The organism is Dehalobacter sp. DCA, from assembly GCF_000305775.1.
Classification (GTDB): domain Bacteria; phylum Bacillota; class Desulfitobacteriia; order Desulfitobacteriales; family Syntrophobotulaceae; genus Dehalobacter; species Dehalobacter alkaniphilus.
This window is the reverse complement of record NC_018866.1, coordinates 2,099,079-2,111,500: the sequence shown is the minus strand read 5'-3', so window position 1 is coordinate 2,111,500 and position 12,422 is coordinate 2,099,079. Positions and strand designations below refer to the sequence as shown.

Here is a 12,422-nt window from a genome sequence, read left to right as displayed (position 1 = left end):
GAGGGATTCAGACAGATGAACATGGAGTTCATTGAGGCAATTCACGAATTAGAAAAAGAAAAAGGTATTTCGACAGAGATATTGTTTGAAGCGATTGAAGCTGCTCTGATATCGGCATATAAAAAGAACTTTTCCTCTTTACAGAATGTAAGGATCCATATAGACCGCTTGAATGGAGAAATTAAAGTATATGCCCGCAAAAACGTTGTGGAAATTGCGGATGATTCTCGCACCCAAATATCATTAGAAGAAGCTAAAAAAATTGACCCGAACTATTCAACTGAGGATATTGTTGAATTTGAAGTCACCCCGCGTGACTTTGGCCGCATCGCAGCGCAGACTGCCAAGCAGGTTGTTGTCCAAAGAATACGCGAGGCTGAACGTGGATTAATATACGATGAATATATTAATCGCGAGGGAGATATTGTCACCGGTATTGTCCAACGCTATGAACAGCGTAACGTCATTGTGGATCTTGGCAAGGTGGAGGCCATACTGCCTGCCTCAGAGCAGAATCCCGGAGTAAACTACCAGCCTTTTGAAAGAATCAAGGCCTATGTTGTTGAAGTGAAGAAAACTACCAAAGGCCCCCAAATTTTGCTTTCCCGCACCCATCCAGGACTGATCAAACGATTGTTTGAGCTGGAAGTTCCGGAGATCCACGATGGAATTGTAGAAATCAAAGCAGTTGCAAGGGAAGCAGGTGCACGCTCCAAAATTGCCGTTTACTCGAAAGACAAAAACGTTGATCCGGTTGGAGCGTGTGTTGGACCGAAGGGTAGCAGGGTACAGAATATTGTGAATGAACTGAAAGGCGAAAAAATGGACATCATCAACTGGTCGGCTGATCCGATTGATTTTGTCTCCAATGCGCTTTCCCCGGCCAGAGTCCTGGGTGTTTATCCGCGGTATGAAGACAAGGTGACGTTAGTGGTCGTGCCGGACTATCAATTATCACTCGCTATCGGGAAAGAAGGACAGAACGCCAGACTGGCTGCAAAGCTGACCGGCTGGAAAATCGATATTAAGAACGAAACGCAGGCGCTCGCTCAGAATTTGATCCCGGAAGACAGCTATCAGGATGAAGAATATGAGGGTGGGTACTATGAACAGGCATATGAACCCTATGAAGAAGGAGAATATACAGATTATGAAGACGAGCCCTACGGCGATTATGTAGAAGGCGAGTATGAAGAATCTGAAGAAGAATATCAGGAATATGATGAAGGCTATCAGGACTACACAGAAGAAGGATATGATGAATATGATGACGGGAGTTATCAGGAGGACGAGGATAGCCAATACTACGATGAATACGATGAATCTGCAGAATATGACGGCGATGAAAATGCCCGAAATGAAAACAGTGATGCTGATGTGTCTTATTCAGAATTAGAATCACCTGCTGATGAAGCTTCCCAAGTAGATGAACAGCAGGAAGCAGAGAAACCCAAGAAAAAGGCCAAGTCTTCAAGCAAGAAAAAATAGGCTTCAGTGACCAAAAGTAATTCCTGAAAGGTGAGAAAATGAAGGTACGAAAAATCCCTCTGCGCATGTGTCTTGGCTGCCAGGAAATGAAACCAAAAAAAGAATTATTGAGAATTGTAAAAACACCTGAGGGAGTATTGGAATTTGATCCTTCTTCCAAGAAAAATGGGCGTGGAGCTTACCTTTGCCAGTGTCCAGATTGTCTGATAAAGGCTCTGAAACAAAACCGTTTTGAAAAAACTTTTGGCATCAAACCGACCAAAGAGATGCTGGCCGAAATTGAAAGGCAGATGAATTCTTCTTGACACCAAAAATATTATCATTGCTTGGAATGGCAAGGAGAGCCGGGAAAATTTCTTCCGGAGAATCACAGGTTGAAGCGTTCCTTAAAAAACAAAAGGGCTCGTTATTGATTATTGCAGAAGATTCACCGGGCTCTATCACCAAGTACACGCAATGGGCCGATGATCTTCATATTCCGGTTATGATCTGCAGCACGAAACAAGAACTCGGGACGGCTGTCGGATTATCACCAAGAGCACTTATACTGATTATGGATGACGGTTTCGCCAAAGCAATCATCAGGTTGGGGGACACACCTGAAAATGAGCGGGTTTAAAAGTTTTAATGTCCTCAGTAAGAGATAAGGAGTTGAAAGGTTATATTTCTATTTTCGTTTTTGGGGGGTGACAATGTGACCAATATTCGAGTTCACGAACTGGCTAAAGAATTGAATATATCCAGCAAGGCTTTAATGGAAAAGTTGAATGATATTGGGGTACCAGTGAAAAACCACTTAAGTGCGGTATCCACGGAGGAAGTTGAAAAAGTTAAAAAAGCACTGACCAAGACAGGCGAATCACAGCAAAAAGAAGTAAGCAAGCCGGTTAAGGCTGCCGGGGCTGAGGAAAAAGTCCCTGCCAGAAAAAAGACCGAAGAAGATATTCCCCCGGAAAGCTTTAGAGATGCAGAAGGTCACAAAGGAAGTCAGGGTCAAAGACCGCCAGGCGAGATGAGACCGCAGGGTCAAAGACCGCCAGGTGAGATGAGACCGCAGGGTCAAAGACCGCCAGGTGAGATGAGACCGCAGGGTCAAAGACCGCCAGGTGAGATGAGACCGCAGGGTCAAAGACCGCCAGGTGAGATGAGACCGCAGGGTCAAAGACCGCCAGGTGAGATGAGACCACAGGGTCAAAGACCGCCAGGTGAGATGAGACCACAGGGTCAAAGACCGCCAGGTGAGATGAGACCACAGGGTCAAAGACCGCCAGGTGAGATGAGACCGCAGGGTCAAAGACCGCCAGGTGAGATGAGACCGCAGGGTCAAAGACCGCCAGGTGAGATGAGACCACAGGGTCAAAGACCGCCAGGTGAGATGAGACCGCAGGGTCAAAGACCGCCAGGTGAGATGAGACCGCAGGGTCAAAGACCGCCAGGCGAGATGAGACCGCAGGGTCAAAGACCGCCAGGTGAGATGAGACCGCAGGGTCAAAGACCGCCAGGTGAGATGAGACCGCAGGGTCAAAGACCGCCAGGTGAGATGAGACCGCAGGGTCAAAGACCGCCAGGCGAGATGAGACCGCAGGGCCAAAGACCGCCGGGTGAATTCAGACCGCAGGGCCAAAGACCGCCGGGTGAATTCAGACCGCAGGGTCAAAGACCACCAGGTGAATTCAGACCGCAGGGTCAAAGACCACCAGGTGAATTCAGACCGCAGGGTCAAAGACCGCCGGGTGAATTCAGACCGCAGGGTCAAAGACCACCAGGTGAATTCAGGCCGCAGGGTCAAAGACCACCAGGACCAAGACCGCCGATGAGCGGTGACCGGCCGTATGCGCCGAGATCTCAGGGCGATTTCCGTCCATCACAGCGTCCTGCAGGTGATGACCGGAGACCGCAGGGTGGCGGACGTCCGTTCTCCGATACCGGAAGAAGACCTTCCCAGGGACAGCGTCCGGGAGCAGATAAAAAAGCCCCTCAAACTCAGAGGATCAAGATCGAAGGAAAATCCGTTGAGCTTACTGTCGCCGAGCAGCCGGTAAAACGCCAGCCACCGGAGAAAAAGAAAGCCCATGAGAATAAAGAGTTTTTATTTGATAAACGGCGCAATGATGAAAAAGATTTTTCTTCCATCTTAAGAAAAAATGACCGGAGTCAACCAAACCGGAACCAACTCAATAAGATGGTTAAAGAAGTGGTTCCCAAGCATATTATTATTCCTGAGTCCTTGTCAGTTCAGGAACTGGCGCTCAGAATGAGCCGCAAAGCCGGTGAAGTCATCAAGGAATTAATGAAGCTTGGTGTTATGGCGACCATCAATCAGGAAATTGATGCTGATACAGCAACGATTGTCGCTACTGAAATGGGCATGACGCTTGAGGTTAGAGCCGAAAAATCCATGGCAGTCATTGAGGAAGTAGAAGATGATGCGTCCACGCTCAAATTCCGTCCTCCGGTTGTCACGGTCATGGGCCACGTCGACCACGGAAAAACATCTTTGCTCGATGCGATTCGTTCCGCCAATGTCACCGCATCCGAAGCTGGCGGGATTACGCAGCATATCGGTGCTTATCAGGTAGAAATTAAAAATCAAAAAATTACTTTCCTGGATACTCCTGGTCACGAGGCTTTTACAGCCATGAGAGCGAGAGGGGCCCAGGTCACAGATATTGCCATACTGGTTGTTGCTGCGGATGATGGTGTCATGCCCCAGACCGTGGAAGCGATCAACCATGCCAAAGCGGCCAATGTACCCATCATTGTTGCTATCAATAAAATTGATAAAGAAAATGCCAATCCGGACCGTGTCAAACAGGAACTGACCGAGTACGGCTTAGTTGTTGAAGAATGGGGCGGGGATACGATCACGGTACCGGTCTCAGCCAAAGCTAGACTCAACATTGACACGCTGCTGGAAATGGTCCTGCTTGTTGCAGAGATGAAAGATCTGAAAGCTAATCCGAACCGGAAGGCAACCGGAACCGTTATTGAAGCGAAGCTCGATAAAGGCAAGGGGCCTGTAGCAACTGTCCTGGTATCCAAAGGTACGCTGAATATCGGTGACATTATTGTTGCCGGGCATTCCTTTGGCCGGATCAGGGGGATGGTTGACGACAAAGGCCGCAGAGTAAAAAAAGCGGGACCTTCCATGCCTGTGGAGGTTCAGGGATTGTCTGAAGTTCCGCCGGCGGGAGAAATCTTCAACGTTGTTAACGATGAGAAACTCGCCCGCAGCGTTACCGAAGCCAGAATGGATGAGAAAAAAGCGGAAGAAGTCAAACAAAAATCCAGGATTAGCCTTGATGATCTTTTCGATAAGATCAAAGAAGGCGAAGTCAAAGATTTGAATATCATTATTAAAGCTGACGTTCAGGGCTCTGTCGAAGCTATTAAGCAGTCTCTGGCCAAACTGACGACCTCGGAAGTACGCGTAAACATCATTCACGGCGGAGTCGGTGCGATCAGTGAATCCGACGTGATGCTCGCTGCGGCTTCCAATGCGATCATTATTGGCTTTAATATCAGACATGATTCCAACACAAAATCGACAGCAGAACTCCAGGGTGTGGACATCAGGATGTACAGAGTCATCTATGATGCGATTGATGACATTAAGGCAGCGATGGAGGGCCTGCTCGAACCTACCTTCAAGGAAGTCATACAGGGTAAAGCGGAAGTCCGTCAGATTTTCAAGGTGCCAAAGGCTGGAACTGTTGCTGGAAGCTATATAACCGACGGCAAGATTCATAGGTCGGATAAGATCAGGGTAATCAGAGATGGAATTGTCGTTCACGAGGGAGACCTGGAATCTCTGAGACGTTTCAAGGATGATGCCAAGGAAGTTGCGGAAGGATACGAATGCGGGATTGGCTTAAAGAACTTCAATGATCTTAAAGAAGGAGATATCTTGGAAGCCTTTACGATGGAGGAAGTTAAAAGAGAGCTCTAGACCAGCATTGGAGGTTTTCTGAATGGCTAAACACAGGGCTTTTCGCCTGGCAGAATCGATCAAAGCAGAAGTGGCACAAATGATCCGGGAGGATATTAAAGACCCGCGGCTTGGATTCGTGACCGTCACAGATGTGGAGGTGGCTGACGATTTACGGCATGCCAAAATATTCGTCAGCGTATTGGGAACAGAAGAAGAAATGAAAAGCAGTTTAGATGTTTTAAATAAAGCATCCGGATATCTGCGCAGCGAACTGGGTAAAATCATCAGCCTGCGCTATTTTCCCGAGATCACTTTCAAGTATGATCAGTCTATCGAACATGGCGCCCATATTTCCAAGCTGCTTCGTGAGGTTGGCGCGAAAGGTGAATCCAGCGATGGACAAGACGACGAATAAGGTGATCTCAGAACTGGCTAAAAAATTGGATACAATCTCCGAGGCTGCACTGCTTACGCATATATCCCCGGATGGGGACTGCATTGGTTCAATGCTTGCTTTGGGGATTGCCTTAGAAGGTCTGAACAAAAAAATATGTTATTATAATCCTGGGTTTCTGCCGGTAAATTTGAAGTTTCTTTCGGGTGTGGACAAGATATGTTCTGTTCTGCCTCCGGAAGAGTTTCCAGAAACCCTTATTTTTATTGACTGCGCTGAAGCGGAAAGGGCGTACAGCGGTCTTTGCCCGGAGTTCCTTCAGGGGAAAACGGTGATTAATATCGATCATCATATTTCCAATAACGGTTTTGGTACGGTTAATTGGATTGACGCCGGCGCAGCCGCCACAGGTGAAATGATTTTTCACCTGCTGGGTGAAATGGGAGTTTCCATGACTAAAGAAATTGCAGAGAATCTCTATACTGCGATCATCACGGATACAGGCAGATTCAGCTACAGCAACACCACAGTCGAAAGCTTCAGGATTGCCGCGGAATTGCTCAAAACAGGCCTTGATCTTGTTCAGATCAACAATATACTGTTTGAACAGAAAAGCCTGGCTCAGACTAAACTGCTGCAAAAAGCGCTGACGAACCTGGAACTTCATCAGCAGGGAACGATGGCTGTCATTGTTCTGACCAGAGAAGACTTTGAAGAAACAGGTGCAGATGAGAGCTTGAGTGAAGGCTTGGTGAACTATGCACGCAATATCGAAAAGGTGGAAGCTGCTGCGCTGTTAAAAGAAATTGCCCCGGATGAAATCAAAGTCAGTTTCCGATCCAATACCTGGCTTGATGTAAATCAAGTTGCGAGCCGGTTCGGCGGAGGCGGACACCGGCGGGCATCAGGCTGTTCTATTAATGGAACAATGGGTCAAGCCAGGCAAATGATTGTATCCGCACTTGAGGAGGCCCTGAACGTTGGACGGGATCATTAATGTTTTAAAACCTGTTGGCATGACCTCCACAGACGTTGTTAGGTGGCTGCTTCGAAAAACAAAAGCCGGCAAGGCAGGCCATATTGGGACGCTGGATCCCGGAGCTGCCGGGGTGCTTCCGATTTGCCTTGGCAAGGCAACGCGGCTGGCAGAATACCACAGCGACCAGGGGAAAAGTTATAGAGCTGAGATTACACTCGGAATCACGACAGATACGCAGGATGCTTTCGGACAGGAACTATCGAGGATTGTGCCTATAGTATCACGAGAGCAATTTGTAAATACACTGGAAAATTTTCTTGGTGTCATTGAACAGGAACCGCCTATGTATTCCGCTGTCAGAAAAAATGGCAGGCATCTGTACGAATATGCCCGCCAGGGGATCGATGTTGCAAGAGAAAAAAGACAGGTTGAGATCAAGCGGCTGGATCTGGTGGAATGGCATGAAGAGACGTTTCCAAGAGTTCTATTCGATGTGGAATGTTCCAAAGGAACGTATATACGCACTTTATGTCACGATATTGGCGTTGCCTTGGGCTGCGGTGCACATATGTCCTTTTTGCTCAGATTAGGCGCAGGCAAGTTTACGCTGGATTCCGCCTACACACTGGAAGAGATTGACCAAACACTTGCCGGCGGCGATGAACACATGCTCCTGGCTCCGGAATGGGGACTCACACTGCCAAAGGCAAGTATACCGGCCTATCGGCTTGCCGCTTTCCGAAACGGGCTTTCTACCGGAGGGGATCTTGTTGATGCTGAAGTGTACGGGGAACAGCTTCCTGTTCAGGTATTTTGTGCGGGACGTTTTATTGGCATAGGGAATTGGGAAAACGGATGTTTATGCCCCAATAAGGTCATGGGTTAGCAAAGGTTAACGAGGTACTAGGGGGTAAAGGTTTTTGGAAGTTTGCACTTTGATTCCGGGACACAAATTTGAGCCGACTGTGCTTGCTCTGGGGAATTTTGACGGTATACACCTAGGACATCAGGAGCTGTTGAAGCACGGATTGAAGAAAGCACGTTCACTGAAGACATTGTTTTCAGTTTTGCTTTTTGATCCCCATCCACTGAAAGTACTTCATCCAGATAGAAAACTGGAATTGATTACCGGCAAGGATGAGAAAATCATGCTATTTGAACAATTTGGCGTAGACAAGGTGTTCTTATTGCCTTTCTCTCCGGAATTTGCCGAGACAACACCGCAGGAATTCGTTGAAAATATTCTGCTGAAAATCGGGGCCGTTCATGTCATCGTTGGTTTCAACTACTCCTTCGGCTGTCATGGCAAAGGAAAACCCGGTGACCTCGAAAAGTTTGGTGAAGCTTACAACTTTGGAGTAAGTGTTGTCCAAGCCCAGATGCTTGACGACAGAGTGATTTCTTCGACCGAAATCAGACGTGCGCTTCTGAATGGGGATATCGATCTGGCCAAGGCGATGATGGGACGCGCACCTACGATTATCGGAACGGTGGTTCACGGTGACGGGCGGGGCAGAGATATTGGATTTCCGACAGCCAACATAGAGACACATGAGGACTTGCTAATCCCGAAAAATGGTGTGTATGCCGTTACTGCAGAAATTGACGGCAGGATCTACGGCGGGATGATGAATATCGGGATTGTACCGACCTTTAAAACCGGCCAGGAGAAGATCATTGAAATCCATTTTTTTGATTTTCACGGAGATTTATATCAGAAGGACTTATTCATAGATATTCAGGTCAGACTGCGAGCTGAGAAGAAATTTAGCGGAGTTAAGGAAATCACAGAGCAACTCGGCAAAGACATGGAAGCGGCAAAACAAAAGCTGCAAAAACAAAACTTTACAAAATTTATGGAATAAGTTAAAATGACAAAGGTAACCGCTGACTGGGTTCGACGAATCTCCACCGTCTTACTTGGCAGCAGGCGCTTAAAAAATATGGAGGTGCAGAACCAATGCTTACACCGGAGAAAAAGAAGGATATCATTGCGAAGTTTCAGCAGCATGAAGGAGACACAGGTTCACCCGAGGTTCAGATCGCTCTTCTCACTACAAGAATCAGCGAGTTGACAGAACACTTCAAGACCCATAAGAAAGATCATCATTCCCGCCGGGGTCTCTTTAAATTGATTGGACAACGCCGTGCAATGCTGAACTACCTCAAGAAATCCGATTTTAACCGTTACCGCACAGTAGTCACAGAACTCGGCTTACGTCACTAAAAACCATCGAAAATATTTTGGTCATTCAATTTATATGTCGATATTTACAGGAGCGTGTTCAGCGCTCTTTGTATTTATGTATTAGGGTATTTATCTTAAGAAAAATTGTCCGGACTGTTTTTTTTGCTCGGGTGCAGGAAATAATAAATAATATGTCGAACACATTCCGGATAATAAAAAATTGTGAATAAAAGAAGCGTATTTAAGGAGGTTTCCAAAGTGACTCAAGAAGTCTTGGAACGCTCGCTACAGGTTGGAGGCAGAAACCTGTCGTTTGAAACCGGTATCATAGGTCGTCAAGCCGGTGGGGCAATTTATGCCAGATATGGAGACACAGTCATATCTGCATTTGCAACGACCAGTTCTAAACCACGGGAAGGGATCGACTTTTTTCCTTTGACTGTTGATTTGGAAGAACGTTTTTATGCCGTAGGAAAGATTCCCGGTGGATTCATTAAAAGAGAAGGCAGACCTAGTGAGAAGTCCATATTATCGTCAAGACTGATAGACAGACCGGTCCGTCCGCTTTTCCCGGACGGTTACCGCAACGATGTACAGATCAGTGCGATGGTCATGTCCGTCGATCAGGACTGTGCACCGGACGTAACGGCTATCAACGCAGTTTCGGCTGCGCTCACGATTTCCGATATTCCTTTTCTGGGTCCTATTGCCGCCGTGGTTGTCGGGCTTGTCGACGGAGAGTTTGTCGTTAACCCGACGGTAGCCCAGGCGGAAATCAGCAAAATGCAGCTGACAGTTGCTGGAACCAAAGATGCGATTATGATGGTCGAGGCTGGTGCCAAGGAAGTTCCCGAGGATCAGATGCTCGAAGCGATCATGTTTGCGCACGAAGAAATTAAAAAGATAGCAGAGTTTATTGAGAGATACAGGGAAGCAGCCCTGGAAGTGGGACTTGCCAAAGCTAAAAGAGAAGTCACTCCGGTCGAGATCCCTGCGGAAATATCCGACAAGGTCCTGGCCTGGGGTTATGATAAGCTCGATCAGGCTATCCGTATTGAAGAAAAACTGGCCCGCCAGGAAGCTGTTGACAAGGTCAAAGCAGACGCGCTCGAAGTTTTCGCCGAGGAATTTCCTGAGGGCTTGAAATTAGTTACGAAAATATTGGATGACATGACCCATAAAATTGTCCGTAAGCTGATTACCCACGAACATATCAGACCTGATGGCCGTGCTTTGGATGAGATCAGACCGATTACGATTGAAGTCGGACGTCTTCCGAGAACACACGGCACCGGTCTGTTTACGCGCGGACAGACACAGGTACTCACGGTTGCGACATTAGGAGCTGCCGGTGATGAGCAGATCATCGACGGTTTGGGATTGGAAGATTCCAAACGTTATATGCATCATTATAATTTCCCGGCCTTCAGTGTCGGCGAAGTCCGTCCGAACAGGGGACCGGGCAGACGTGAGATTGGTCACGGCGCTTTGGCTGAACGTGCCCTGCTGCCGATGATTCCTCCGGAAAGTGAATTCCCGTATACGCTGCGTCTGGTTTCCGAAGTATTGGAATCCAACGGATCGAGCTCCATGGCTTCCGTCTGCGGCAGCACACTCGCTCTAATGGATGCTGGGGTTCCGATTAAGGCTCCGGTAGCTGGGATTGCGATGGGATTGATCAAAGAAGAAGACCATTTTGCGATTCTTACCGATATTCAGGGTTTGGAAGACCACGACGGTGATATGGACTTTAAAGTAGCCGGTACTGCCGAGGGCATTACAGCACTGCAGATGGATATCAAGATCAAAGGCGTCAACCGTGAAATCCTCGCTCAGGCTCTGGCTCAGGCCAAGGCCGGCAGGATGTTCATCCTGGATAAAATGCTGCAGGTCCTGCCGCAGCCCAGACCAAATCTCTCGCCATTTGCACCGCGAATTATTACCTTTACCATTCATCCTGACAAAATCAGAGATGTCATCGGACCAGGCGGCAAGATCATTAAGAAGATCGTGGAAGAAACCAAGGTCAAAATCGATATCGAAGATGACGGACAGGTATTTATTGCTGCGGTTGACGGTGAAGCCGGAGACAAAGCAGCTGAGATCATTCGCTCTTTGACGCAGGACATTGAAGTCGGGAAGATCTACAAAGGCAAAGTCGTCCGGATCATGGATTTTGGCGCCTTTGTCGAAGTCATTCCAGGCGTGCTTGGACTTCCGGGAAAAGATGGTCTCGTGCATATCTCCCAGCTCGATGTGAACCGCGTGAACAAAGTAGAAGATGTCGTCAAACTTGGCGATGAGATCATCGTCAAGGCTACCGGCATTGACAAGCAGGGCAGATTGAACCTATCCCGTAAAGACGCTCTCGGACAGAGCCAGGGACCAAAAGAATAAGGAATTTTTGCGAGCTTAGGCCTGCAATCATTAACGGAGCTAACTAACCTCAGCTTACAGAAGGCGTCTCATATAATTGAGGCGTCTTTTTTCTATTCTTGGGCAGTGTAGCCTTGCACGCGGAGCACGATGCGGAGTGCGGCTTTTTGTGCCATGGATGGCACAATAGCCGAAAGCGGTTATGCATTATGGAGACCCGCCTCAGATAAGTATTTAATAGTCAATATAGAATGACGTCTGTATTACTTCTCATCGTCATATTAATGTAGGGGAGGGGATGCAGATGTCATTTTTTCCTCTGACTAAGATCAAGTTTAAAGCAATTACCCTGCTGGTTGTGTTTATCGGTCTTACCTTGATGCAAAGCCGGGTCGTTGGAGTCAGCAACCCGAATTTACCTGTTCCGGTCGATCAGGTTCAGACGGATAAAAAAATGATTGCGCTTACCATTAATGTCGACTGGGGGGAAGCGTATATCCCGGAAATACTGGATATCCTCGACCGTTATCAGGCCAAAGCAAATTTTTTTGTGACGGGCAAATGGGCCGCCAAACATCCCGAACTCATTCAGCAGATTGCAGTAAAAGGCCATCTCCTTGGGAATCACGGTTATTCCCATTCACATCCGGACAACCTGACTGTGGCCCAAAATAAAGAGGAGTTAAGCAAGACGGAAAATATAATTAAAGAAGCGACCGGGTGCAGAACAATATACTATGCCCCTCCATATGGGGAAAAAGGAAAAAACGGACTTCAGGCAGCAGATGAGCTGGGCTATACGACCATCCTCTGGACGCTGGATACCATTGACTGGAAGCCGGAGAGCACTCCGGAACTGATTACCCAGAGAATTTTGGAACCTAAAATACGATATGGCGTAAAACCGGAGAAAAAGGGTGCGATTGTGCTGATGCATCCCAAGGAAAATACCGTCAAGGCGTTACCCAATATCTTAGCCGGTTTAAAAAGTGAAGGATTCAGTTTTGTAACAATAGAAAAATTAATAACAAACGGATTAACAGGAAATACTACTCCTTGAGCAAAA

Annotated in this window: 11 protein-coding genes; all 11 read left to right on the top strand. The window is 47.4% G+C overall.

From position 1 onward, the window contains the following. Window positions 1-15 precede the first annotated feature (15 nt). Entirely contained in the window at window positions 16-1,488 is a 1,473-nt protein-coding gene (gene nusA, locus DHBDCA_RS10245; RefSeq protein ID WP_015044124.1) for a transcription termination factor NusA, read from the top strand. 38 nt (window positions 1,489-1,526) lie between these two features. Beyond that, window positions 1,527-1,793, top strand: a complete 267-nt coding sequence (locus DHBDCA_RS10240) for an RNase P modulator RnpM (protein ID WP_015044123.1) — start codon at window positions 1,527-1,529, stop codon at window positions 1,791-1,793. Beyond that, a complete protein-coding gene (locus tag DHBDCA_RS10235; protein WP_015044122.1) occupies window positions 1,790-2,107 on the top strand; it encodes a L7Ae/L30e/S12e/Gadd45 family ribosomal protein in 318 nt (105 codons plus the stop codon). The genes DHBDCA_RS10240 and DHBDCA_RS10235 overlap by 4 nt, the downstream gene beginning before the upstream one ends. 75 nt (window positions 2,108-2,182) lie before the next feature. After that, window positions 2,183-5,437 (top strand): translation initiation factor IF-2, encoded by a 3,255-nt coding sequence (gene infB / locus DHBDCA_RS10230; RefSeq protein ID WP_081580530.1) that lies wholly within the window; start codon window positions 2,183-2,185, stop codon window positions 5,435-5,437. Between the two features lie 22 nt (window positions 5,438-5,459). Next, window positions 5,460-5,834 (top strand): 30S ribosome-binding factor RbfA, encoded by a 375-nt coding sequence (rbfA, locus tag DHBDCA_RS10225; protein WP_015044118.1) that lies wholly within the window; start codon window positions 5,460-5,462, stop codon window positions 5,832-5,834. Continuing rightward, on the top strand, window positions 5,815-6,810 hold the full coding sequence (locus tag DHBDCA_RS10220; RefSeq protein WP_015044117.1) for a DHH family phosphoesterase: 996 nt from the start codon (window positions 5,815-5,817) through the stop codon (window positions 6,808-6,810). Before rbfA ends, DHBDCA_RS10220 begins: the two co-directional genes overlap by 20 nt. After that, window positions 6,794-7,678 (top strand): tRNA pseudouridine(55) synthase TruB, encoded by an 885-nt coding sequence (truB, locus tag DHBDCA_RS10215; RefSeq protein WP_015044116.1) that lies wholly within the window; start codon window positions 6,794-6,796, stop codon window positions 7,676-7,678. Before DHBDCA_RS10220 ends, truB begins: the two co-directional genes overlap by 17 nt. Before the next feature lie 34 nt (window positions 7,679-7,712). Beyond that, entirely contained in the window at window positions 7,713-8,657 is a 945-nt protein-coding gene (locus tag DHBDCA_RS10210; RefSeq protein WP_015044115.1) for a bifunctional riboflavin kinase/FAD synthetase, read from the top strand. Window positions 8,658-8,752: 95 nt separating this feature from the next. Continuing rightward, window positions 8,753-9,019, top strand: coding sequence for a 30S ribosomal protein S15 (rpsO, locus tag DHBDCA_RS10205; protein ID WP_015044114.1), 267 nt, complete (start codon window positions 8,753-8,755; stop codon window positions 9,017-9,019). A gap of 219 nt (window positions 9,020-9,238) precedes the next feature. Continuing rightward, window positions 9,239-11,377: a polyribonucleotide nucleotidyltransferase gene (locus tag DHBDCA_RS10200; protein ID WP_015044112.1), complete on the top strand. Its 2,139-nt coding sequence runs from the start codon at window positions 9,239-9,241 to the stop codon at window positions 11,375-11,377. A 283-nt stretch (window positions 11,378-11,660) separates the two neighbouring features. Then, entirely contained in the window at window positions 11,661-12,416 is a 756-nt protein-coding gene (locus DHBDCA_RS10195; protein WP_015044111.1) for a polysaccharide deacetylase family protein, read from the top strand. Window positions 12,417-12,422: the final 6 nt, after the last annotated feature.

Bases quoted from the DNA above. Each gene is read 5' to 3' on its own strand.
- nusA (WP_015044124.1), top strand. From the start codon at position 16: ATGAACATGGAGTTCATTGAGGCAATTCACGAATTAGAAAAAGAAAAA.
- DHBDCA_RS10240 (WP_015044123.1), top strand. From the start codon at position 1,527: ATGAAGGTACGAAAAATCCCTCTGCGCATGTGTCTTGGCTGCCAGGAA.
- rbfA (WP_015044118.1), top strand. From the start codon at position 5,460: ATGGCTAAACACAGGGCTTTTCGCCTGGCAGAATCGATCAAAGCAGAA.
- DHBDCA_RS10220 (WP_015044117.1), top strand. From the start codon at position 5,815: ATGGACAAGACGACGAATAAGGTGATCTCAGAACTGGCTAAAAAATTG.
- rpsO (WP_015044114.1), top strand. From the start codon at position 8,753: ATGCTTACACCGGAGAAAAAGAAGGATATCATTGCGAAGTTTCAGCAG.
- DHBDCA_RS10195 (WP_015044111.1), top strand. From the start codon at position 11,661: ATGTCATTTTTTCCTCTGACTAAGATCAAGTTTAAAGCAATTACCCTG.